At 54.4% G+C, this 21,725-nt stretch carries 23 protein-coding genes; 4 read left to right on the plus strand and 19 right to left on the minus strand.

Annotated features, from left to right (window positions below; all coding sequences use genetic code 11):
• Nucleotides 1–69 precede the first annotated feature (69 nt).
• On the minus strand, nt 70–387 hold the full coding sequence (locus H6F57_RS17860) for an STAS domain-containing protein (protein ID WP_190626098.1): 318 nt from the start codon (nt 385–387) through the stop codon (nt 70–72).
• 318 nt (nt 388–705) lie between these two features.
• On the opposite strand from H6F57_RS17860, the gene H6F57_RS17865 reads away from it, so the two are divergent.
• Nucleotides 706–939 carry a hypothetical protein gene (locus H6F57_RS17865; RefSeq protein WP_190626099.1) on the plus strand — a complete coding sequence of 78 codons (234 nt, stop codon included), beginning with the start codon at nt 706–708 and terminating at the stop codon, nt 937–939.
• Between the two features lie 133 nt (nt 940–1,072).
• On the opposite strand, the gene H6F57_RS17870 is transcribed toward H6F57_RS17865, so the two are convergent.
• Nucleotides 1,073–1,477, minus strand: coding sequence for a hypothetical protein (locus tag H6F57_RS17870; protein WP_190626100.1), 405 nt, complete (start codon nt 1,475–1,477; stop codon nt 1,073–1,075).
• Nucleotides 1,478–1,905: 428 nt separating this feature from the next.
• Here H6F57_RS17870 and clpS point away from each other — a divergent pair, with 428 nt between their 5' ends.
• Both clpS and H6F57_RS17880 read left to right on the plus strand, forming a co-directional pair.
• Nucleotides 1,906–2,193, plus strand: a complete 288-nt coding sequence (gene clpS / locus H6F57_RS17875; protein ID WP_190626101.1) for an ATP-dependent Clp protease adapter ClpS — start codon at nt 1,906–1,908, stop codon at nt 2,191–2,193.
• Nucleotides 2,186–3,058 carry a CPBP family intramembrane glutamic endopeptidase gene (locus H6F57_RS17880; protein ID WP_190626102.1) on the plus strand — a complete coding sequence of 291 codons (873 nt, stop codon included), beginning with the start codon at nt 2,186–2,188 and terminating at the stop codon, nt 3,056–3,058. Before clpS ends, H6F57_RS17880 begins: the two co-directional genes overlap by 8 nt.
• Here the strand turns inward: H6F57_RS17880 and ppk1 are convergent.
• Both ppk1 and H6F57_RS17890 read right to left on the minus strand, forming a co-directional pair.
• Nucleotides 3,055–5,214, minus strand: coding sequence for a polyphosphate kinase 1 (gene ppk1, locus H6F57_RS17885; protein ID WP_190626103.1), 2,160 nt, complete (start codon nt 5,212–5,214; stop codon nt 3,055–3,057). The two genes, H6F57_RS17880 and ppk1, sit on opposite strands and share 4 nt — an antisense overlap.
• 244 nt (nt 5,215–5,458) lie before the next feature.
• Complete coding sequence (locus H6F57_RS17890) at nt 5,459–7,108, minus strand: mechanosensitive ion channel (RefSeq protein WP_190626104.1); 1,650 nt, start codon at nt 7,106–7,108, stop codon at nt 5,459–5,461.
• Between the two features lie 242 nt (nt 7,109–7,350).
• On the opposite strand from H6F57_RS17890, the gene H6F57_RS17895 reads away from it, so the two are divergent.
• Nucleotides 7,351–7,806, plus strand: a complete 456-nt coding sequence (locus H6F57_RS17895) for an SRPBCC family protein (protein ID WP_190626105.1) — start codon at nt 7,351–7,353, stop codon at nt 7,804–7,806.
• 93 nt (nt 7,807–7,899) lie between these two features.
• Here the strand turns inward: H6F57_RS17895 and H6F57_RS17900 are convergent, their stop codons facing one another.
• The 15 genes from H6F57_RS17900 to H6F57_RS17970 form a co-directional block, all read right to left on the minus strand.
• Nucleotides 7,900–8,346 (minus strand): RNA-binding protein, encoded by a 447-nt coding sequence (locus H6F57_RS17900; RefSeq protein WP_190626106.1) that lies wholly within the window; start codon nt 8,344–8,346, stop codon nt 7,900–7,902.
• Nucleotides 8,347–9,030: 684 nt separating this feature from the next.
• Entirely contained in the window at nt 9,031–11,559 is a 2,529-nt protein-coding gene (locus tag H6F57_RS17905) for a M48 family metalloprotease (protein WP_190626107.1), read from the minus strand.
• A 152-nt stretch (nt 11,560–11,711) separates the two neighbouring features.
• Nucleotides 11,712–13,013, minus strand: coding sequence for a DNA repair exonuclease (locus tag H6F57_RS17910; protein ID WP_190626108.1), 1,302 nt, complete (start codon nt 13,011–13,013; stop codon nt 11,712–11,714).
• Nucleotides 13,014–13,127: 114 nt separating this feature from the next.
• Entirely contained in the window at nt 13,128–14,228 is a 1,101-nt protein-coding gene (gene prfA / locus H6F57_RS17915) for a peptide chain release factor 1 (RefSeq protein WP_190626109.1), read from the minus strand.
• A gap of 57 nt (nt 14,229–14,285) precedes the next feature.
• Nucleotides 14,286–14,537 (minus strand): 50S ribosomal protein L31, encoded by a 252-nt coding sequence (gene rpmE, locus H6F57_RS17920; RefSeq protein ID WP_190626110.1) that lies wholly within the window; start codon nt 14,535–14,537, stop codon nt 14,286–14,288.
• A gap of 127 nt (nt 14,538–14,664) precedes the next feature.
• Nucleotides 14,665–15,078 (minus strand): 30S ribosomal protein S9, encoded by a 414-nt coding sequence (gene rpsI / locus H6F57_RS17925; RefSeq protein WP_190626111.1) that lies wholly within the window; start codon nt 15,076–15,078, stop codon nt 14,665–14,667.
• Nucleotides 15,078–15,536 carry a 50S ribosomal protein L13 gene (gene rplM, locus H6F57_RS17930; protein WP_190626112.1) on the minus strand — a complete coding sequence of 153 codons (459 nt, stop codon included), beginning with the start codon at nt 15,534–15,536 and terminating at the stop codon, nt 15,078–15,080. The genes rpsI and rplM overlap by 1 nt, the downstream gene beginning before the upstream one ends.
• A gap of 58 nt (nt 15,537–15,594) precedes the next feature.
• Complete coding sequence (gene truA / locus H6F57_RS17935; RefSeq protein ID WP_190626113.1) at nt 15,595–16,467, minus strand: tRNA pseudouridine(38-40) synthase TruA; 873 nt, start codon at nt 16,465–16,467, stop codon at nt 15,595–15,597.
• A gap of 46 nt (nt 16,468–16,513) precedes the next feature.
• Nucleotides 16,514–16,864 (minus strand): 50S ribosomal protein L17, encoded by a 351-nt coding sequence (gene rplQ, locus H6F57_RS17940; protein ID WP_190626114.1) that lies wholly within the window; start codon nt 16,862–16,864, stop codon nt 16,514–16,516.
• 106 nt (nt 16,865–16,970) lie between these two features.
• Complete coding sequence (locus H6F57_RS17945) at nt 16,971–17,918, minus strand: DNA-directed RNA polymerase subunit alpha (RefSeq protein ID WP_190626115.1); 948 nt, start codon at nt 17,916–17,918, stop codon at nt 16,971–16,973.
• Nucleotides 17,919–17,986: 68 nt separating this feature from the next.
• Nucleotides 17,987–18,379, minus strand: a complete 393-nt coding sequence (gene rpsK / locus H6F57_RS17950) for a 30S ribosomal protein S11 (protein WP_190626116.1) — start codon at nt 18,377–18,379, stop codon at nt 17,987–17,989.
• Between the two features lie 167 nt (nt 18,380–18,546).
• Nucleotides 18,547–18,930, minus strand: coding sequence for a 30S ribosomal protein S13 (rpsM, locus tag H6F57_RS17955; protein ID WP_190626117.1), 384 nt, complete (start codon nt 18,928–18,930; stop codon nt 18,547–18,549).
• Nucleotides 18,931–19,141: 211 nt separating this feature from the next.
• Nucleotides 19,142–19,255, minus strand: coding sequence for a 50S ribosomal protein L36 (gene rpmJ / locus H6F57_RS17960; protein ID WP_071527191.1), 114 nt, complete (start codon nt 19,253–19,255; stop codon nt 19,142–19,144).
• Nucleotides 19,256–19,425: 170 nt separating this feature from the next.
• The gene (psb27, locus tag H6F57_RS17965; RefSeq protein WP_190626118.1) at nt 19,426–19,827 is read right to left on the minus strand and encodes a photosystem II protein Psb27; all 402 of its coding nucleotides are present in this window, start codon (nt 19,825–19,827) and stop codon (nt 19,426–19,428) included.
• A 151-nt stretch (nt 19,828–19,978) separates the two neighbouring features.
• Nucleotides 19,979–21,700, minus strand: coding sequence for a R3H domain-containing nucleic acid-binding protein (locus tag H6F57_RS17970; protein WP_190626312.1), 1,722 nt, complete (start codon nt 21,698–21,700; stop codon nt 19,979–19,981).
• Nucleotides 21,701–21,725 lie beyond the last annotated feature (25 nt).

A 21,725-nucleotide genomic window follows, 5' to 3' on the forward strand; every position in this document is an offset into this window, starting at 1 on the left:
GCCCCAAACGCTCGCGAGCATGACCACCATACTATAGCGAGGTGGTGGTGGGCTTGGCCGAGCCTAGAACTAAACGGCGACGGGCAGCTCGTCCACCATTTCAAAGGCGCGATCGAGCTGGGTAAGCTCAAACACGATGCGAATAGCCGGCGGCACAGAGCAGAGGCAGAGGCGCTTTTGGAGCTGACGAGCGTGCTTCAGCGCCGACACCAAGGAGATCAGCCCGGCGCTGTCGAGCGACTCGACCTGGCTCATGTCTACGAATAGGCCATCGGCCCGATCAGACTGAATTTTCTGCATTAAAGACGATTGAAAATCGTGGGCGTTAGACGCATTGAGAGAGCCCTGGGCTTGAAAAATAGCCATTTCCTTAGTCATAGTCTGCATACTCGATACACTCCAAGATTATGGATAATGTTAAAAACTATTAAAGCCAGTTTGACTACATCACGACGATAGTCGTAATTACACCGACTTGACTACGTCTAGGGGCATACTTGGTCATAACTTGATATAGATTCAGACCTCATTGACGAAGCGCCTCCGTGAATTTACCGAACATATCTCCAACGGTTGGATCATTTTGTGATTTGAATCACGAATTACCGTGGTAGAACGCACAACTTCTTTGGGGTGCCATCACTGGCTACAGCGCGGCTAAGCTCGACAATAGGCAGTAACGCAATCACGCTTAGGTAATGGTTCATGGCCCCCACCTTTTCCATTCGTCGACTGGTAGAAAAAGCACTCCATAGCGGGCTGCTGACTCCTGATATCGAGCAGGGCATTAACGCTGAACTGTCTCGCCTAGGGTATTTGCCCATTGGCGACTCCGAGGCCTTGGAGCTGCTCATGTACGAAATGGACGAAGGTCGCATTCGACTGGTTCCGGGAGCCGGAGCATGCGGTGAGGCGCAGCCGCAGCCAGTATATGGCTAGCTAAACTTGGTCGATTAACCACAGCTAAGACCTCCACCATCACCCAACTGCCCGCATTGTCAGGCCACCTCAGGATTTTCCCGGAGGGGGCTTTGGCATCTTTATGAAAGCTTTACAGAAACCGTCCGGATTATTACCTAGTCCAAGGGCTGCTTGGCTCTGAGGTTTGGCGATCGGCCCATAGCCACTGCACAAACTCGTTGACCGTTAAATGTCTATGGTCAGAATCTGGGGGGAGTGCGGAGGCTGAGGCAGCAGACTTAGCTGATAGGCTGGCCAGCAGCGGTATGACTTCGGTATCTAAGGCCGGTTGCAGCTGCTCTAGGGGCCATAACATATCGGGTACTGCTGGTTTGGGAGCCGTCAGACCTGTAGCATCGAAATCTGGCCCTAGGGCGATCATCTCGGTTTCGCTGACCAGCGCTAGAGGTCTGAGCCATCCCGTGGGGCGAGGTGCTAATACCTGAATGATTTCGGCATAAAGCCGGACTTGGCGGCACTCTAAGAATACGATTTGACCTGTAACCAGAGAGGTCATGGACAATTCAATAGGGAAACGAATAGGACAGCGAGTCTGTCAGATATTTCCTATGGTAGCTACCGCATCCGTCTGAAACAGCAAAGACCAAAAATTAGAAGAGCGAAAATCAAAAAAATGCCTGATAGGCTTGAATCTTGATAGTGAAGGCTGTCCTAACCTAGCCTTTACCTGTCATGGCTAGAATTACAGACAGGCTGGATGAGCAAGCTAACGACAGCCTCTATCACTGGCCTAAATGGTCAGACAACGGCTGTATCAAGCCTTCAAGGTCGTGCATTGGTTGGGTCAGACAGGAGTGAGATTTTTCCAAGCCTATCCCGAGTGTCATGCTAAAACCATCGTGAAGTTTTATGATGGGGACATTGATCTGGGCCTAGGGGTTTCTAAAGAATCTCTGCCTTGGAGCTTCGCCAGGAGGTATTGCTGTGTCAGTTGAAACCATCGAGCGGATTACGACATCTACGGTGCGCAAGCCTGCGCCCCGCTACCGGGTGTTGCTCCACAACGATGCCTTCAACTCAATGGAGCACGTGGTGGAATCACTGCTCAAGGTGGTGCCCAGCCTGACAATGCCTCAGGCGGTTGACATTATGATGCAGGCCCATACCGCTGGGGTAGCCCTAGTGATTACCTGTGCCCTTGAGCATGCTGAGTTTTACAGCGAAGGACTGTGCAATCTGGGCTTGACTAGCACCATTGAGCCAGATGAATAAATTGTCTGGGGTTAAGCTTCCCTGGGCTAAGCTGGCTAACTCTCCACCGTTGGTACGGGTGGTGGTCTTTTTGCTAGTTGTGGTGGTGCTCTGGTTGCCCTTTGCTCTACCGTTGTATGGCTTAGCGGGGCGCGGTTTGCTGCCGGGGGGCGATTTGTTGCCAACGGCACTGCTGTACGTTGTCTTTTTGCTGGTGCTGCCCCGCTGGGAACGGGAGGTGCGGGCTGAAATGCAGCCTTGGGCCAGAATCGGATTTGCGGGCCGCCGAGAATTAGGTCAGGGCATGGCCACAGGTGCTCTGATCGGAGCACTGAGCCTGGCACTACTGGCGGTAGTGCAGCTGGCTTTAGGCTGGGCCGTGCTGGACCCGAATGGTGCGCGGGGCGTCAGTCTGTTGCAAACAGCTCTGATTGGGGCGCTGGCGGCTACCGCTGTCGGTTGGTCGGAAGAGGTGCTATTTCGGGGCTGGCTGCTGCGGGAGCTGGAGCAGGGTTGGTCGTCGGGGGCAGCTTTAGGGGCAACTAGTCTAATTTTTGCGATCGCCCACTTTATCAAGCCCCTCGATGCGATTCTGGCCCTGCTGCCTCAGTTTGCGGGTCTATTGCTGTTGGGTCTCGTGCTAGGTTGGGCCCGCCGTATACCAGTAGGGCTCAACAAAACCGGGCTGGGCTACCCTGTCGGCCTCCACGCTGGGCTGGTGTGGGGCTATTACTTGCTAGAGGTGGGCAACTTGCTTCAGCCCACTGGCGTCGTTCCCGCTTGGGTGACTGGCCTAGACGGCAACCCCCTCGCCGGGCTGCTGGGGCTAACGCTGCTGTCAGGGTTGGGAGTGCTGGTATTTCGCTGGAGCCGTTCATCCCACTAGGGTTTGCCAGCGTTGGACATTAACTGCTCTTGGACACTACAAATCTTCTCGTTTTCTCCAGGGCGACGCTGACGGTAACTGCCGTCGGTCGCCAGATCCCAGGCCCGCCGGTTGTCTTCTAGGCACAGGTTAAGCACGGCCTTAAGCTCTGCTTGCAGGGCCGGGTCGATAACGGGCACCATCACCTCCACTCGGCGATCGAGGTTGCGCGGCATCCAGTCAGCGCTGCCTAGGAGCATAACTTCCTTTCCCCCCTGCTGGAAATACAAAATGCGAGAGTGCTCTAGGAACTGCCCCACAATGCTAATGACGCGAATCTTGTCGCTTACCCCTGGCACCCCTGGCCGCAGGCAGCAGATGCCCCGCACAATTAAATCGATTGAGACGCCTGCTTGGGAAGCCCGATAGAGTAGCGCAATTAAATCTGGGTCCACCAGAGAATTCATCTTGACGATGATGCGGCCCCCTTTTCCCTTTTTCTGGCAAGCTATTTCATTCTCGACCAGGCTGACCAATCGCTGGCGCAGAGCTATGGGGGCGACGAGCAGCTGGCGGTAGACCTGCTGGCGGGAATAGCCAGTTAAATAGTTAAACAAATCAGAGATGTCGGCCCCCACATCTTCTCGGGCGCTGAGCAAACCGAGGTCAGTGTAGACTCTGGCAGTTTTAGGATTGTAGTTGCCTGTGCCAACGTGATAGTACCGACGAATGTACTGTCCTTCACGGCGCACCACCAGCGTGACCTTGCAATGGGTTTTAAGCCCCACCAGGCCATAGACGACGTGCACTCCTGACTGTTCAAGCTTGCGGGCCCAGTTGATGTTGTTTTCTTCGTCAAAGCGGGCCTTGATCTCGACCAAAACTGTCACCTGTTTGCCGTTTTCTGCAGCAGAGATCAGGGAACTGACAATGGGAGAATCGCCGGAGGTTCGGTACAGCGTCATCTTGATGGCCAGCACCTGGGGGTCGTGGGCGGCCTGCGTGATAAATCGCTGTACCGTCGCTGAGAACGAGTGATAGGGATGGTGCAAAAGCTGCTCCTGTCGCCGCAACAGCGAGAACAGATCTTCGGCCGTCTCCAGGGTCGTGTCGTCGTCTTCTACCCCTGGCGGGCTGAGGCGTTCTAGGGCAGGAGGCACGGTGGCCGACCAGCTGGGGGCTTTAAGGCTAGGCAGGGGGAGGGCCATGAAGGTCATTAGGTCTCCTAGTCCCAGCAACCCGTCAATGTTGTACACATCGGTTTCGGCCAGGCCCAGTTCTTCTATCAGCATGGCTCGCACCGGGCCTGGGGTAGCCCGCTCAATCTCCAGGCGTACTGCTGACCCGCCCCGGCGACGCTTGCGCAGCTCTTGCTCGATCGCTAGCATCAGGTCGTCGGCTTCGTCTTCTTCAACGGCCAGATCGGCGTCGCGGGTAATGCGAAAGCAATAGTGTTCTTGCACCACCATGCCGGGGAAAAGCGCGGACAGATTAGCGGCAATCACCTGTTCAAGGGGTACCCCTAGCCAGCAATAGGTTTTGCTATCCAGTGCTTCCCCCTGCGGTTCTGCTAAGGGAATGAACCGGGGGAGCACCCGAGGCACTTTCACTCGGGCAAAGTGGGGCTGCTGGGTATGAGGGTCTTGCACCACGACCGCTAGGTTTAAGCTGAGGTTCGAAATGTAAGGGAATGGATGGCCCGGATCGACAGCCAGGGGGGTTAAAACTGGGAACACTTGCTCTTCAAAGTAGTCGCGGCAGTAGGTCTGCTGAGCCGCGGTCAGGTCGTCATAGTCGAGCAGCCAGATGCCCTGGTCGGTCATCTGCTGCCTGAGGTTGGTGCTGAAGGCTTGGTGCTGCTGCTCGACAATAGGTCGTAGGGCGGCGCTGACATCGTCGAGGTGTTCCTGGGGCGATCGCCCATCGGGCGATCGCCGGGTAACTTGGGCCTCGATCCGCTGCTTGAGCGCCGCTACCCGCACCATGAAATATTCGTCTAGGTTGGTGCTAAAAATCGCCAGAAATTTCAGCGCTTCTAGCAGCGGCGTGCGCTCGTCTAGAGCCTCGTGGAGCACCCGACGGTTAAATTCTATCCAGCTTAGCTCGCGGCTGATGTAATACTGAGGGTCGCTGAGATTGACCGCTGATTTTTCACTGCGACGCTCTACCGTGGCCATTGTTTTAAGACTCCCCTGAGAATGACTTTCGATTATCCAATTCAGGGTTTTCCTGTTCCAGGCCATCTGGCCTCTGGCCCCATGAATTGAGCCTGGTCTGGACTGTCCATAGACGCCTCTGGCTCTGGGTTACAACCCCCAAGCCGGTTTGTTAAGACCGAGTTAATCATACTAACGCGGCAACCGGCCGGAGGGGTCAACCCTCCGGCCGGTAACTAGGTGGTATTGATAGTCGCTAGGACGATTATTGTCGTTGCTTAAAGGCAGACAGCCACTCCCGCAGTTGGTCGGAGGCAACGTCGCGCCCACCCAGACCAAAGGCGATCGCGATTGCCACGGCGATCGCCCCCAGCAACAGCCCAAAGGCCAGGTTGACAATGTCGGGGGCCACTCCCATTTGCTGTAGGGCCATGGCTCCGACAAAGATCAAGATGGCGATGCGAGCCGCTTGGGCCAATACCCTTGCCTGTCCGGTGCCCATGGCGTTGACCAGGCGAAAGGCCAGATTGGCCAGGTAGAGGCCTACCGCGAATACCACTACGCCACTGAGCACCTGTGCCCCAATGCGCAAAATCGCCCGCACAATGTCGGTTAGACCAGCGAAATTGAGAATTTCGGTGGCGGTCACGGCCCCAAATAGCACGATCGCTACCAGGGTGATAATGCCAACGATCTCTGAGGGCGTGCGGCTTGGGGTCTGCACCGTAGTCATGGGACGGCCTTCGGCATCAAGCCCAGGCTGTACCGTGGCCCCTGTGGCTAGGTTTAAGTCTGGTAGCCCCAAGACGCCCAAGATGTTGTCAAAGCCAGCTCCCCGTAGCAAGCTCGTAACCAGGTCGGCCACAAAGCGCCCTACAAAGTAGGCCGCGGCGATCACAACCCCAGCCATAATCACTTGGGGAATTGCGGTCAAGACTTGCTCTAGCATCCCAATGGCGGGAGCCGAAATGGCCTCGATATCGAGTTCGGTGAGGGCGGCTACCACAGCGGGGATGAGCACCAGCACGTAGGCTAAGGTGCCAGCCAGACTGGAGAGAGAAACGCCCGACGTGCCGCTTTGCAGCCCCAGACGGCGACCGAGCTGGTCGGCTCCGGTGGCAATCAGCAGATTGGTCACTACGCCGCGCACAATCCGCGCAATCACCCAGCCAATGGCTAGGATAATTCCGGCGGTGACAATGCGAGGAATGGCCTGGAGGAAAGAATTAATTAACCCTTCCACTGGGGCCAGCAGCCCGGGCAGCTGCAGAGAACTCAAAATCAGCGGAATAGACAGCAACAGAATAAACCAGTACAGCACGTTGCCGATGGTTTCGTTCAGCACGATCGGGGAACTGCCGCCGGTCTGCTGGGCCAGGCGATCGTCGAGGTTAAAGCGACCCAGACCGTTGACAACGAACGTTCGCACCAGAGTCGCCAGCGCCCAGGCCGCCAGCAGCAGCAGCAGCGCGCCAATGATGCGGGGCAGGTAGAGAAAGATCTGGTCAAGAAAGTTATTGAGCGGAGCCGATACCCCAGCCAGGTTGAGGACATTGAGCGACGCTATAATGGCGAACAGAAAAATGACCCAGTACACCACGGTCGATACCCATTTCTCAACGGGTATGGGCTGATCGGACGGGCGACCCAGCGCCGAGTTGGCGATGCGGTTATCCAGGTCGGTGCGCTTCAGTAAATTGCGCACCACTAGGGCTGCTACCGTGGCCACAAGCCAGCCCAGCAGCAGCAACGCGATCGCCCCAATTAAGCTGGGTAAAAATCGTCCCAGTTGCGCAGAAGCCTCTTGCACAAAGCGGCTGGGAGACTCCACAGGGTTAGGCAGTGGTCCAGGGTTAGCAGGTTGGGCTCCAGGCTCGGTCACCTGGAGCAGTGTTAGAGATAAAAAATCAATCATGATCCTTGTAGTTGGGAGCATCCTGAAAGAGCACCGTGCAGGGGGCCGTTGCGCGATCTCGACTGTCGGCCATTCACTACAGGCAGATAAACTGATCAGCCGATCATGTCATCCCATGAACCAGCGCTTCAGCTTAGAAACGAGACCGCCCAGGGCAGGTACGATAGAAACTCCCCAAAAATACAAGTTTTTGAGGATTTTGGTACCTACACTCGGGCTGATTCTCTCAGGACTCCGTCAAGATGTCTACTCGCCATGTCTTTGAACACAGCATTTCCATCAGCGCTAGCGCTAGCCTGGTAGAGCAGTGCTTGACCCGCCGAGACTTGATGCACCGCTGGCTCAACCCGGCCCTGCGCTGCGACCCCATCGGTGACTGGAGCACCGATTTGGGTGCCAAAAGCCGCTTTGTGATTCAGGTGCCGCTATGGCAGCCCGCACTGATTAGTACGGTAGTTGAGCGTCAGCCAGGGCTAATCGTGTGGGCATTCGAAGGCTTTTTTAACGGTCGTGATCGCTGGGAATGTACTCCCGAACCAGCAGGAACCCGGCTGCTAAATCGGTTTGAGTTTGAGATTTCTAACCCCGTCGTACAGGCTGGGTTTAATTGGTTTGCCGCCAGCTTGACTCAGCGAGACATGGCTGCCCAACTGCGCCGCCTGAAACAGGTCGCTGAAACTCAAATCAATCAATGCTAATCGTGAGCATGGGCCACCGCCCATTAAAAAGGCCGTAGAGAGCGTCGTCTCTACGGCCTGGGCATAACATTTGGGGATGACTCCCTAAAACGTTTAGCCAGAGGTTGTTTGAGTCGCTAGCATCTGCTTGAGCTTCTCTAGTTCGCCAGCCCAGCGAGGATCTGGCTGAACTGAGGCACTGCTGCTCACCGCTGCCGCTGGAGTAGCCGCCTTGCGAGTACTTCCCTTGGCCGGCCGCTTGCCGCTGGGTTCGCCACTGGGACGAGGCTCCCCTTCACCCTCTGGCTTGGTGCGAGGTAGCGCCTTTTCAATTTTAATTGGCAGCTCTGCTAGCATCTGGCCATTCAGTTGCTCTACAATCTCGTCGGCCTTTTCGTCGGTTTTCACGGTTACGAATCCAAAGCCGCGGCATTTTCCGGTTTTTTTGTCGGCGATCAACTTGACAGAAACTAGGTCATCCGTAAAGCCAGCAAAGACATTTTCAAATTCCTGCCGCTCTAGATCTTTGGAAAGGTTACCAACGTAAAGGCGAATTGACATTTGAGATACCTCTGGTGTTCTAAAACAAAGGGCCAAAATCGAAAGCGATGACTTGCGACGTGAAGTGTGAATAGCAAGTCAACCACCACCTTTGACAACCCTATTCACGCAGGCGATTTCTATCAGGATTGCAGATTCTGCTCCAAAAAGCTCAATAAAGCCGCGTTAAAACGTCAAATCTAAATCCTGTATCAACTTTATGAATTATTCCTCAGTGCGATCGCCCCTAGGTTCTAATCTACTGCTAGGAATGATTCTAAAATCCTAAACCTCAGGCGGATAATGTTAACCGTCGCCCTGGAAAGAAACGACTCATCAAACTCCCTAAGTTTCTCAGAAGCTGCCTACCTTAATCATCTGCCCAAGGAAAGACCTAACCTATGTAGGCCATCAGCTAAATACCTTGGGTAATGAGATGCCAGCGCTCCATCCCTCTAAATTCTCTATTACGGTAACACGTTAGCTGACCTGCGACGGGCGCAACCGTGAACCAAAATTAACCCCTAAATAAAAACCAGCCGGCGAGGGCTGGTTCATTTGCTGTGTTGAGAGTAGGAGAACCCATTACCCTATAACCCCAAAGCCAACCCTTAATGGGCAACCCAGGAACCTAGGTATGTGTTTCTGTAAACTAACTTAACATTGAATGCACCATTTCCGCAACACAACTTCACGTTGTTTCGGCTAGCCCCCTCGAAAAATCGTCAAAATTCCAATCAGGCTGATAGCTACGCTCAGGAGCGTAGCCCAAATCGGGCCATAGGCTTGAAAGCGGTGACGGGGGTCGAGCTGCACTTGATGAATGTCGACCCACAATAAGCCGCCGCCATAGCGGCTCCAGCCACTAACCGTGACCGCCTTCCCAATCCATTGCCAGGGGTGGCAGCGAGGCTGAAATAATCCCTGGAGACTACCCAAAGGAACGGGGTTAACGAGTTTGACAAGCCCTGAGCCATCGTCGAGGTACAAATTTTGGCAGCCCCAGTTTTCTACCCCTGCGGAACCTCGCAGCTGGCCCCGGAGCGTTACAGGCTTTCCCTGCACCGGTAGGACTGAGCTACCGTGGAGCAGCTCAGCAATAGTGTCTGGGGCGGCGGTGCTGGTTTGTCTGTCCGGAGGGGGGCTACCCAGATCGGGAAATAGCGCATTGATGCGCAGCAGTAGGCCGAGGCCCAGGCCCAACCATAGCCCTCCCACGAGTACGCTGGGGTCTTGGTAGAGCCAGCTTAATCGTTGCCAACCCAGCCGATTGACAATGCCGCCTAAGAACCACAGCCCCATAGCGATTCCGCCCCCTATCAGCAGGCCCGCTAGTGGACCTTTTTGCAGCAGCAGCAGTGGGGGTGAAAAGCTGTTTGGGGTTGGAGACGCCAGCGGCAAGGCGACAGCGGTGGACTGCTGACGACGGGTTGCTTGCTGGCTGAGATCGAGTAGTCTTTCACCCAAAGGTAGGTGGGAGGCACTGACGCGCAGCCACTGACGGTAGGGATTGAGGCTGTCTATCGCCACTAGGGTAGCGATGGTGGTGGCGCGATTCTCGAAGCGATCGCCCTGGGAGTTGTCCTCTGTGCTCAGGTCTTGACCATCGCGCCCTACCTTTGCCAGCAGGCTGCCTGGGGTAATCGCCTGACGACTGCTGACGGGCATTAAAACTTCTAGGCTGGTGAGCAGGGGGTGGAGAGTGCCCCACCGCTCAAGGTCGGTTGCGATCGCCTCAGTCAACTGCAGCAGCCCATCCGCTAGGTGGTCGGGGTGTTGCGTAAGGGCAATGGCGCGGCGATCGCCCCAGCTACAGCACAACCGCGACAGCCATAGCACCAGCTGCCGCAGCAGCCAAAACAGGCCGTAAAAAATGCTGGAAATTACTCCTAAGATATTGCGTAGGAGGTGCTGGGTTAACCTATCACCAAGCTGAGCTAGGCGATGATAGGCGGTATGTAGCAGCAGCAGCAGCAGCCCTACCACTGAGAGAACCGAGCCGCTACCGTTCACCATCCGAGCTAGCTCATACCCGTACAGCGCCGTTATGGCTTCATCAGACCCCTGGTCTAAAATTCCTTGGCTGACAACGATGTGAGTATTGCGTGCCAACCAGCCGTAGCTAAAGCACAGGGGGGCTTGATCGGGAATAACCCGTAGCTCAGGTAGTGGCCAACCGCGCTGGCGGCACACCTGGCGCAACAGGCGCAGGGCTCCTGGGCTGTACCCCTGAAGCTGGCGCGTTGATAGAGTCTTTTGGCCATGCCAAAAAGCTAGGGCAAAATTCATAATCCACGGGCTGGCCAGAGCTAGCAGCACCAGCCCACCCACCACCCAAACGGTGTAGGTCTGATGCGCCCCCGGCAGGCTGAGCTGTACCGGCCACCGCACCCATCGCAGCAATCTATCCACTGTTCTAAGGACAAAATGGATGGCCCAATTTGTTACCCAGAGCAGGGCGATCGCCGTCAGCCCTTGCTGTAACCACAGCCCCAGCGGGTACTTTGGCAGAGCCTGGGGACGCCGCTGTTGGCCTGGGGTAGGCTTTGCACGCAAGACTGGCTCGGCACTAGATGTAGAAGCCGGAATCGTTGTATCGACGGATGCATCTGGAGGGCGATCGCTGTCGTCCTGATCTATGCCCGGGTGCTGGTTAAGCTGCTGAAAGTGAAAGAGGGATTGGTAGGTTGACTCTGGTTCCCTCGCTTCAGCGGCACTTAAATTAAGGTTTTCCGGCCTTGGCTGATCAAGTTTTTCTTGCTCAGGGCGGGGAGCGGTTGTTTTGGGGAATGCAGATTTTCGTGGGGACGGCGGTGGGGTCTGACTCGCAGTGGCTTCTAACGGCACAAAGCCGCTTAAATTGGCTTTAGAAGGGGCGGTTTGTTGAGGTACTGAAGGGGCCTCAACCTTGCCACTGTCGGGCAACTGGCTCAAAACCTGTTGAGCCCACTGCTGAGCCTCGGATGAAGAACTGGCGCTCAGAACTTGGCAACCCAATCGGGCTTGGTCAACCTGCTTCAGTCGCTGGTGTACCCTTACCTGACCCATTACAGCTTTGAGATAGTAGGGAGAACCCGGCGGCAATTGCCCCAGCCGCTGAAAAAGCGCCAGAGCTTGGTCATAGCTTTGAGCTTTGAAGGCAGACACCGCTTGCTGGTACACCTGCTGGGCTGAGGCACCAGAACGATTGCCAGGCTTAGAATCTGGAGATTTTGGGTCTATGGGCTGCGCCATACGCCGCTAGTTAAGGGTAGAAAAGCAAAGGAGAAGTTCAAGGATAACCAACTATTCCCATTCTGTTTCTTCCTCCTGCAAATGACCGTTTGTTAACAGTTGGCTAGATAAACCCTAGCAACGGGCAGCTGACTGTTAGTTTGCAGATTCCCTCAGGCGTCTTGAGTGGTTTCTAGCGGTTCTTCGGAGGATTCTATCGGGCGGTCTAAACCCAACAACGTTTCGACAAGTCCATAGAGCGCAATTTCGTCTGCTCCAGAAAGCTGGCGATCTTTGAGGTCGGTAAGTCCTTGGGCCAGTTCGGGGGCTCTGCTCTTATAGTCGCGATGAGCGGTGAGCATATCCTCAAAAATGGATTGCTCAATTTCAACTCGATTTTGACCGTCGTTGAGAGGAGTTTGATAGGCCACATCCTCCACGTCATACTTAACTAGCACCACCAACGCATTACTGGCGGCTTTAATAGCTTCCTGTAAGCGGCGCGTGTCAAGTTCAAGCCGATCAAAACTCACCTGGCCAGTAATTTTTAACTCCAGAATGGGGGCGATGCTGCTCTGATGTTTAGCAGCAGCGGCGATCGCGCAATCCAGGGCCATCTGGTTCAGTTCGTCTAGGCTTTCTTGGCCCTTGGCTACTAGCTCTACCCGTTCAATGGGGCGCTGAAAGTAATCTGTTTTAAGCTGCGCGTCGATGCCATTGGGCAACAGTTCTACTAAGTAAGCACCTCGGGGATAACGGCTTTCCTCGATATTATTGGCTTCTAAGGAGCCAGGATTGAACACCCATCCTTCGGCGGTGTAATTTTTGTGGATGTGCCCCAAGGCCAAATAATCTACCCCAGCCTCTTTAAGCGGCAGCAGCTCGCTGTAGCGCAGCGCTCCAGCATAGCGAGAGATCTGCCCCTCTAGGCCATGGTGAAACATCAAAACCGTGTGGTCAGGACCAACGGGTAAATCTTTAATAGCGTCAGCTAACAGCTCAATGGCGCGGGGAGCAGTGGCCCCATACCAGTTAGAGCCAATCACCCGCACACCGCAGGGTAAATCAATATAGCCACCGGAGCGGGTACCGTCATTCCACGGGGTGAGCCACTCTTCGACATTAGCTCCGTCGTTAGGCTCCAGCAGCTTGAGCAGGTTCCACTCAGAGAGATACTTGAGCCAGCTAGTGCGAGTGCCATAGGGGCGGTTGTCGTGGTTGCCCTCAATGGCCACCACTGGAATGTTGGCATCCTTCAGCGTTTGAAGACAAACCTGGGCCTGGTTCAGGGTGGCGGGTTTAATGTTGCGGTGCTCAAAGAGATCTCCCGCGATCGCCACAAAATCTACTCCCTCCTCCACCGCGTATCGTTCCAACACGGTTTGCAGGGCGCGAAAAAAGTCCTTGGTACGCTCAGGAGTGTCGTAGCGGTCAAACCCCAGGTGAATGTCAGCAATATGAAGAAACTTGGCCATCAGGCTGTCCGCAGCGTTACTTTCTCAGCCTAGTCCCGATTTTGAATTTTGGAAGTTTGGTTTTGATCAGAATTTTCTGACCGGCAGCCTGACTGTCTGTGACCTCCCAGATTCCTAGACCGGGGATGACTCAGCCGCCAACTCTTCCAAACGTTCCTGCTGGTCTTGGCTGACGCATGACTGAACCAGGTCTTCAATATCCCCCTCTAAAACCGGGGTGAGGGTAAAGTTTTGGTTGAGGCGATGGTCGGTCACCCGGTTGTCTTTGTAGTTGTAAGTGCGAATTTTTTCCGATCGCGCCCCGCTGCCCACCTGCGACTTTCGCATCGAAGATACGGCCTCTTGCTGCTCTCGCATCTTTATATCAAAGAGTTTAGCCCGCAAAATCTGCATGGCCCGTTCGCGGTTTTTGAGCTGCGAACGCTCCTCAGTGCAAAACACCCGAATGCCCGTAGGCTTGTGGATCAGATCGACCGCCGTTTCTACTTTGTTGACGTTCTGACCACCAGCCCCACCCGATCTCGCCGTGGTGAGCTCAATATCCTTGGGATCGATCTGCACTTCCACTTCGTCCACCTCAGGCATAATTGCCACAGTGGCTGTAGACGTATGCACCCGCCCCCCGGCCTCTGTGACCGGCACCCGCTGAACGCGATGCACCCCCGCCTCAAACTTGAGCTGGCTGTAGACGCGATCGCCCGCAATTTCTAAAATTGCTTCCTTAAAACCGCCCATATCGGCGGCTGACTCGCTGAGCAACTTCACGCGCCAGCCCTGCGTTTCGGCATAGCGAGAATAGAGGCGCACCAGATCTCCAGCCCAGATGCTCGCCTCATCACCGCCAGTACCCGCACGAATCTCCAGCATGATGTTCTTGTCATCATTAGGATCGCGCGGCAGTAGTAGCACCTTAAGGCGAGCTTCTAGCTCCGCTAGCTTTGCATCTAGAGCCTCAACTTCTAGACCGGCCATCGCTTTCATCTCAGGATCGCTGTTAGCTTCCTTGTAGATTTCGCGCGCATCAGCCAGTTCCTCGCCGGTGGATTTCCACTCAGCGTAGGTTGTGACCGTGTCCTCCAGTGAAGATCTGGACTTGGCAATACGCTGAAACTCATCCGGATCCTTGGCTACATCAGGGTCAGCCATTCTCCGCGTCAGCTCTTGGAACGTTTGTTCTACAGAGTTGAGTTTTTCAATTAAGTACGCCTCAGCCATGATGCCCTCGTGTCCGCTGTTTAGCCAGAATGTCTTGCCCTACCACAGCAGAGCAAACTAGGCCTTGTCAGCAGCGTTGTCGTCGGTGGTAGTAGCCGATGTATCAGCCATACCATACTTGCGCAGAAAGCGCTCAACGCGGCCTTCCGTGTCAATAATTTTCTGGGTGCCGGTGTAGAAAGGGTGATTCCCAGACCATACGTCTACATGCAGTTCAGGCTTAGTAGAGCCCACGGTCATAATCTCTTTACCGTCGCAGAAGACCTTGGCCTCGGGGTACCAAGTGGGATGAATATCAGACTTTGCCATGACAGGGTTTGAAACAACGTCAATAGGATAAGACAGACTTAGCAGAGTAGAAGTAGCGATTTAACGGTAGTGGCAAAAACCCAAAAGTTGAGCTTTGCCAAACCGGGTTCAAATCACTAGATCCAATCTAGCGCTTGGAGAACTGAGGTGCCTTACGGGCCTTCTTCAGACCGTACTTGCGGCGCTCCTTAGCACGGGGATCGCGGGTTAAATACCCTTCCACCTTAAGGGGCTTGCGGTTTTCGGGGTCAAGCTCACACAGTGCCCGAGCCACACCAAGCCGAATTGCATCAGCTTGACCCGTCAGGCCACCACCCTTGACGTTGACTAAAATATCGTAGGCGTTTTCCAAACCCAGCACCTCGAGGGGAGCCTTAGTGGCATTGAGATAGGCTGGGTTGAACTGTAGGTAATCGTCACCAGGGCGCTTATTGATTACCAGCTGGCCACTTCCAGGCACTAGACGTACCCGCGCGATGGAGGTCTTGCGGCGACCGGTACCCCAGTACACAGCCCGCTCAGATTGATCGGTAGCCTGCATTATTTAGCTTCTCCAGGAATAGTGTTTACGGTGTGGATTACAGGATTCTGAGCCTGATGAGGATGCTCTGGCCCGGCATACACCTTAAGCTTGGTGAACTGCCTGCGACCCAAAGAATTCTTCGGCAACATACCCTTCACGGCCTGCTCAATAATCCGCGAAGGAATACGAGCCTGGAGCTTGTCGAAGGTCTCGACCTTCATGCCCCCAGGACGGCCCGAGTGGCGTCGATAGAGCTTCATGCTGGACTTACGACCCGTAACCACCACTTTTTCAGCGTTCACCACGACAACAAAGTCGCCAGTGTCCATGTGGGGGGTAAAGGTTGGCTTGTTTTTGCCGCGCAAAATAGTGGCAATTTCGGTTGCCAGCCGTCCCAGGCGCTGACCTTCAGCGTCGATTACGTGCCACTGCCTCTGAATAGAATCGGTGGGGGGAATGTAGGTCTTAGTAGTCATAGCGCTTGAGCTGCCTTTCTTGAATAAACCACACTAAATAAAACAAACTGGACAAACCTTAGGCCACCGCCGAACCCCAGAAAAAATGGGGCTGAGTATCAAACCAAACCTCTTGAGCAAAAGGATGGTCGTCGTAGCCAACCCGAAGCAGACACAACCCTTGAGCGGGGGCCGCATATTTGACCTGTTGGCGCTGACGTTGCTGCCACAACTCACCAAACTGCGTCGGAGTCATTTCGCCGCTGCCTACCTTGACCACCAGCCCCATAATCAGGCGCACCATGCCATACAAAAAACCCTTGGCCTGAAGCTCAACGGTAAGAAAGGTATCTTGGCGGCGACACTCAGCCACCTGTAGGTCTACCCAAGAATGGCTTTTGCCCGATCGCGCCCGGTGAAAGGCCGTCATATCATGATGACCCACCATGGCGTCAAGGGCCACCTGAATCTTTCCCTGGTCTAAATACTGACGGTAGTAGTGCCACACAAAAGGACGCACAAACAGATTGGGCCGTTGCCCTGTGTAGAGGGTATAGCGGTAACGCCGCCAGCAGGCTGAAAACTGGGCATGCCAGGTATTAGTCACTGCCGCCGAAGCGCGAATCAAAATATCCTCCGGCAGTCGAGCATTCAGCACGTCGGCCCAACGGTGCGCTGGGATAAAGTTAGGCGCATCGAAATGAGACACTTGAGCCGCTGCATGCACACCCGTATCAGTTCGTCCTGCACCGTTAAGACGCACCTCATAGCCCAAAACTGAACGCACGGCTGCTTCAATTTCGCCCTGTACCGTCCGGGCATTGGGCTGCCATTGCCAACCGTGGAGTTGTGTGCCCACGTACTGCACTACCAAAGCCACCCGCTGAGTTGACTGAGCAAACTCTGCGGGCTGGCTTTCCAGACTGCGCTGTATAGGTGATAACTTCTCCATCAATGCGGGCTAAGGGCTAATAAACAGGAACGCTAAGCTAGAGAGATTAGGTTAACTCAATGATGGCCATCTCAGAGTTATCACCTCGGCGACGAACGGTTTTGACGATGCGGGTGTAGCCACCATTGCGACTGCCGTAGCGCTCGCTTGCTTGGCTAAATAGAGCATGTACTAGCTGTTTGTCGTAGATGTAACCCATGGCCTGCCGACGGGCCGGTAGAGACCCATTTTTGGCTAGGGTAATCATACGGTCGGCTTCTTCACGCACGGCTCTAGCCCGAGCTTTAGTCGTGGTAATTCGACCGTGGCGAATTAGCTCTGTAGTCAGGGAACGCAACAGAGCTTTACGCTGGTCTGCGGGTTTCCCAAGTTGATGAACGCGACACTGGTGACGCATGGTGCTGAACTCAGATGAACAACAAAATTAAAGAACAAATGACCAAGGAAAAAAATTAGAACAGCTTAGCGTATTAGGCTGCTTAGTTCTAAGGCTATCCCTGGGATCAGGCCGTCTTAGAAGCCTTCTCAAGGGGGAGGGTGATACCCAAACGCTCCTGAAGAGCCTCAATCACCTCTTCGGCAGATTTCTGACCAAAGTTTTTGATTTCCAAGAGATCTTCTTGACTGAAGTCTAGTAGGTCAGCCACAGAATTAATTTGGGCTCGCTTGAGGCAGTTGTAGGCCCGCACCGAAAGCCTTAATTCCTCAATAGGAATTTGATTGTTGGGATCTTCTTCTTTGACCTCTTCGTCAAACTTAGGCTCTAGGGTGACATCCTTTAGGGGCATAAACAGACCCACTAGGATATCGGCAGCCTGGCTCATTGCTTGTTGAGGCGTGATGCTGCCGTTCGTCCAGATATCCATGATCAGTTGGTCGCGCTGCATGGATCCGGAAACTACAACCTCTTCGACGGTGTAGTTAACCTTTTTGACGGGCATAAATACCGAGTCAATCTGGATAAAGTCTAGCGCTGTAGCATCGTCTTTGCTCCGTGCTACGGCTCGATATCCCTGACCTCGCTCAACCCTAAACTCCATCTCAAGCGTATGACCGTCGGCTACTGTCGCCACATACTGCTCGGGGTTGACCACTTCTACTTCAGACGGCAGTTCAAAGTGGCCCGCAGTCACGCGAGCAGGCCCCTGAACCAGAAGCCGACCGATTTGAGGCTGGCTAGTGTAGCTCCTTAAGGCGATCTCCTTCATGTTGAGAAGAATGTCGAGAACATCTTCTCTCACCCCAACAATGGTTGAGAACTCGTGGGTCGCCCCAGCAATTCTCACGGCTGTAATTGCAATGCCTTCTAAGTTGGATAGCAATACCCGCCGTAGTGCATTGCCTACGGTAGTACCCTGACTACGTTCTAGAGGCTCGATTACAAATCGACCGTACTGACTTTGGTCGTTTTCAACGACAGACTCTACGCAATCAACATGAAACTGTGCCACAATCCTGCCTCCCTTAAACCTCGCGATACCCTGCCCGCCAACTGCGCCACTGACACTGTAGTCAGTACCTAAACCCGACGACGCTTGGGTGGTCGACAACCGTTGTGGGGGATAGGAGTAACATCTCTGATGAGAGTAATTTCTAAACCTGCTCCCTGTAAGGCACGAATAGCGGTTTCGCGACCGGCCCCAGGGCCGCTCACCATGACTTCAAGCTGACGCATTCCTTGATCCATTGCGCGTCGGGCAGCGCTATCGGCTGCTGTTTGAGCCGCAAAAGGAGTACCTTTTTTTGCTCCCTTGAATCCACTAGAACCTGCTGAAGCCCAGGAAATTGCTTCCCCTGACTGGTCAGTAATAGTCACAATGGTGTTGTTGAATGTTGAACGTATGTGAGCGACACCGCTCGGTACGTTCTTCTTACTCTTGCGAGGTCCAGTCTTTCGAGTTGGTTTGGCCATAGCGTTGTCACTAAATTTAATTCAAGGAAACTTAAGTTAATGCGATCATCGGTGGGCTACTAGCGTTAGCAAACACCAGTAAACAGTCAGAAAAACTCGCTATAAAGCTTAGCGAGCCCTCTGCTCTAAATCCCATGGTGACCGGAGGCTAAGAATGCGAAGCAGTTCTACTTGCGAGGCGCTTTCTTTTTGCCAGCTACCGTGCGGCGGGTGCCGCCCCGGCGGGTGCGAGAGTTGGTTCGAGTGCGCTGCCCACGCACCGGTAGGCCGGCACGATGACGCCGACCGCGGTAGGAACCAATGTCCATCAATCGCTTGATGTTCATGTTTTCCAACCGTCGTAGATCGCCCTCTACTTGATAGTCGCTTTCGACGGAATCCCGTAGCTTTGCTACGTCGGAATCGGTCAAGTCCTTGACCCGTATATCGGGACTAACCCCGGTTTTAGCGAGAATTTCCTTAGAACGGGTGAGGCCAATACCGTAGATATAGGTCAAGCCAATTTCAACTCGTTTGTCGCGTGGCAAATCCACGCCTGCTATCCGTGCCACCTTTAACTATCTCCCCCAGTGTGTGGTTTCAACCATGCAGCCTAGCTGCGGCTACTCAGTTTGCTATGTTGAGCCGCTGCTCAAACTGTTAAAAGCTTTATACAAAAACTTAAACAGAATTTAGATTCAGTTGCTTTAAGTCAATATACTCAGCACCATCCAGCTATCAAAGCGATACTCACACTGTTGCGAATATCCTGCCAGACCTTCATTACCCCTGTCGTTGCTTATGCTTAGGGTTAGAACAAATCACCATGACCCGGCCACGGCGGCGGATCACACGACACTTATCACACATCTTGCGCACAGACGCACGGACTTTCATGTCCAACTCGCACTTTACTACAGAATTGCTATGCTAGCAAACTGATGCCAACCCGTCAAATAAAAAATTGTCCTTAGGGCTATGCCCAGAGCAAAAAGAGGTCGTCCACTGGACGACCTCTTTTTGCTCTGAATTGATTAGAGAGTTGGCGAAAGCATGTGGGTCTGACCCTAGGCTCCGCGTTTGAGGGCAGATTCTACCTGCTTCAGTTCTTGCTCGACGCGAGTCTTAAGCTTCTCGGGTAGGGGGCGATTGGGGTAGCTGCTGTAGTGACCTGCGATCGCGTTTAGGGCTGTGCGCATCGTGGTAAATGAGCTGAGGTTAGCTACAGAAGTATCTCGGCGATAGCGAGAGGCAAAGTCGCTAATGACGGCCTTGGCCTCAGCTTGGGCCTCTACCTTAGCGGGGTCATCGTCAGGTAGGTTGATCGAGGTTCTGAGGCTATCTACCAGCATCAGTGTGTCTTGGCGATAGTCACCACTGAGCCTGCCGCTGACGCCTGCGCCGCACCCTGTGAGGCCAACAACGGCCACGAGTACCAAGGCCAAGAGACGAGAAATTAAAGATTTCATAGGATTCTTTGAAAGAGGTTAGGTCAAACGACAGGCCAGGGGGAATAGGCACTAAATCCCGTGCTAAAGCTGCGCTGGTGTCATTTTGGTGCTTTCATTCTATAGCGCACCGTGGTCATAGTATTCTCTGGTTGATTGAGGGCGCTCTGCCTCAGGCCGGATAGATGCGCAGCCGTCGGTTAGGTTCTTCGCCGCAGCTGAGGGATTTGAGCCGATAATGTTCGGCTAGCTCGTGCTGCATTTTGCGGATGTGGGCTGAGCGGGGCAACAGTTCAACAGGCTGGCCTTTAGGAATCACAATCTGCTCAACTGCTAGACGAGCTTCTTCTAAGGCTTCTAGCTCATCGTCACCGCCGCTGTGACTAAACAGTTCTAGATCGATCGCAGCTGGATTGTCATCCATATCCAGCAGGCGCTGGAGGGCGCGGGTGATCTGGGGAATGCTGTTGGACTTGACCAAGTGGACAGGAATTTGACGCCCCTGGGCCATGTGCTTGAGCTTGGCTTGGGCCTTAGCATGCGATCGCAGCGCTATCACTGCATCAGCGTTGTCCAAATCCTTGGTGATCACTACAGGCATGTGCAGGGTCTGAATCACCCGCTCAATCTGATAACGGCTGAGGCCATAGGGATAGAGGCGCATGGCATCTTCCCCATTAGGGCCGATGATGTCGTCATCGGGAATTGTCTCTAGCAGGTGGGCGAACATGGGGTCAGTGGTCGGTTCTTGGCTGTAGACCTTACCCAAGGGCCGAACGTTGTTGCTATTGCCTGTAGTGCGTTGGGCGATCGCGGCATTAGTCGGCGGCACCATTTGCCCTGCTGCGCGCCAGCCCATACCCGACCGCGACGGCTTGGCGACCTCTCGGCCTGAGCCCGGCAGTTCGTGGGTAATGATTACCTTCTGATTCTCATCTACAGTGCGAATTTGTAGCCCCGGCTGTCGCCCCCGCAGCAGGTTATCAATCGTGACGGTGACATCTTCATGGATGGCCCAGCGCTGCCGCTCTAGCATTTCTACGGCGATGTCAAAAGTAGGGGGAGCCTTACGCTCTAGCACGCTTTTTTGGCTGCCGCGACGGCGGGCTTCTTCATCCCCTAGAGTGACCGATTGAATGCCGCCAATCAAGTCTGAAAGCGTGGGGTTTTTAATCAGATTTTCGAGCTGGTTGCCGTGGGCGGTACCCACTAGCTGCACCCCGCGCTCAGCGATGGTGCGGGCCGCCAAGGCCTCTAGCTCGGTGCCAATCTCATCGATAACAATTACTTCAGGCATGTGGTTTTCCACCGCCTCGATCATCACCCGGTGTTGTTCTTCGGGGCGAGCTACCTGCATGCGCCGTGCCCGACCGATGGCAGGGTGAGGAATATCGCCATCGCCCGCAATTTCGTTGGAGGTGTCGATGATTACCACCCGCTTTTGCAGGTCGTCGGCCAGCACTCGAGCAATTTCACGTAGAGCTGTGGTTTTACCTACGCCGGGCCGCCCCAGCATCAGAATGGACCGACCTGTTTCCACTAGGTCTCGGATCATACCAATGGTGCCAAAAATCGCTCGCCCCACGCGGCAGGTGAGGCCAATCACTTCCCCAGAGCGATTGCGAATAGCGCTGATGCGGTGCAAGGTCTTCTCAATGCCAGCTCGGTTATCGCCGCCAAAGATGCCCACTCGCTTAATGCAATGGTCTAGGTCGGCATGGGTAACGGGCTCTTCAGACAGATACTCAACGCTGCCAAAAAACCTTGCTTCGGGCAAGCGACCCAGGTCTAAAACGACCTCAATCAGGCTCTGGCGTTGGGGGTGGTGCAGAAGCTGAGCGCGGATAGACGGGGGCAGAATGCTGAGAATTTGCTCTAGGTCATCAATGGGCATGTCTTGGGCAGGGGCAGACTGGTTT

The organism is Leptolyngbya sp. FACHB-60 (assembly GCF_014695775.1).
Classification (GTDB): Bacteria; Cyanobacteriota; Cyanobacteriia; order Phormidesmidales; family Phormidesmidaceae; genus Nodosilinea.

Bases quoted from the DNA above. Each gene is read 5' to 3' on its own strand.
- H6F57_RS17865 (WP_190626099.1), top strand. From the start codon at position 706: ATGGCCCCCACCTTTTCCATTCGTCGACTGGTAGAAAAAGCACTCCAT.
- rpsK (WP_190626116.1), bottom strand. From the start codon at position 18,379: ATGGCCAAACCAACTCGAAAGACTGGACCTCGCAAGAGTAAGAAGAAC.
- rpmJ (WP_071527191.1), bottom strand. From the start codon at position 19,255: ATGAAAGTCCGTGCGTCTGTGCGCAAGATGTGTGATAAGTGTCGTGTG.
- H6F57_RS17895 (WP_190626105.1), top strand. From the start codon at position 7,351: ATGTCTACTCGCCATGTCTTTGAACACAGCATTTCCATCAGCGCTAGC.
- ppk1 (WP_190626103.1), bottom strand. From the start codon at position 5,214: ATGGCCACGGTAGAGCGTCGCAGTGAAAAATCAGCGGTCAATCTCAGC.
- rpsI (WP_190626111.1), bottom strand. From the start codon at position 15,078: ATGCAGGCTACCGATCAATCTGAGCGGGCTGTGTACTGGGGTACCGGT.
- H6F57_RS17890 (WP_190626104.1), bottom strand. From the start codon at position 7,108: ATGATTGATTTTTTATCTCTAACACTGCTCCAGGTGACCGAGCCTGGA.
- rplQ (WP_190626114.1), bottom strand. From the start codon at position 16,864: ATGCGTCACCAGTGTCGCGTTCATCAACTTGGGAAACCCGCAGACCAG.
- H6F57_RS17880 (WP_190626102.1), top strand. From the start codon at position 2,186: ATGAATAAATTGTCTGGGGTTAAGCTTCCCTGGGCTAAGCTGGCTAAC.
- truA (WP_190626113.1), bottom strand. From the start codon at position 16,467: ATGGAGAAGTTATCACCTATACAGCGCAGTCTGGAAAGCCAGCCCGCA.
- rplM (WP_190626112.1), bottom strand. From the start codon at position 15,536: ATGACTACTAAGACCTACATTCCCCCCACCGATTCTATTCAGAGGCAG.
- H6F57_RS17910 (WP_190626108.1), bottom strand. From the start codon at position 13,013: ATGGCCAAGTTTCTTCATATTGCTGACATTCACCTGGGGTTTGACCGC.
- H6F57_RS17900 (WP_190626106.1), bottom strand. From the start codon at position 8,346: ATGTCAATTCGCCTTTACGTTGGTAACCTTTCCAAAGATCTAGAGCGG.
- H6F57_RS17905 (WP_190626107.1), bottom strand. From the start codon at position 11,559: ATGGCGCAGCCCATAGACCCAAAATCTCCAGATTCTAAGCCTGGCAAT.
- H6F57_RS17870 (WP_190626100.1), bottom strand. From the start codon at position 1,477: ATGACCTCTCTGGTTACAGGTCAAATCGTATTCTTAGAGTGCCGCCAA.
- H6F57_RS17970 (WP_190626312.1), bottom strand. From the start codon at position 21,700: ATGCCCATTGATGACCTAGAGCAAATTCTCAGCATTCTGCCCCCGTCT.
- prfA (WP_190626109.1), bottom strand. From the start codon at position 14,228: ATGGCTGAGGCGTACTTAATTGAAAAACTCAACTCTGTAGAACAAACG.
- rpmE (WP_190626110.1), bottom strand. From the start codon at position 14,537: ATGGCAAAGTCTGATATTCATCCCACTTGGTACCCCGAGGCCAAGGTC.
- H6F57_RS17860 (WP_190626098.1), bottom strand. From the start codon at position 387: ATGCAGACTATGACTAAGGAAATGGCTATTTTTCAAGCCCAGGGCTCT.
- psb27 (WP_190626118.1), bottom strand. From the start codon at position 19,827: ATGAAATCTTTAATTTCTCGTCTCTTGGCCTTGGTACTCGTGGCCGTT.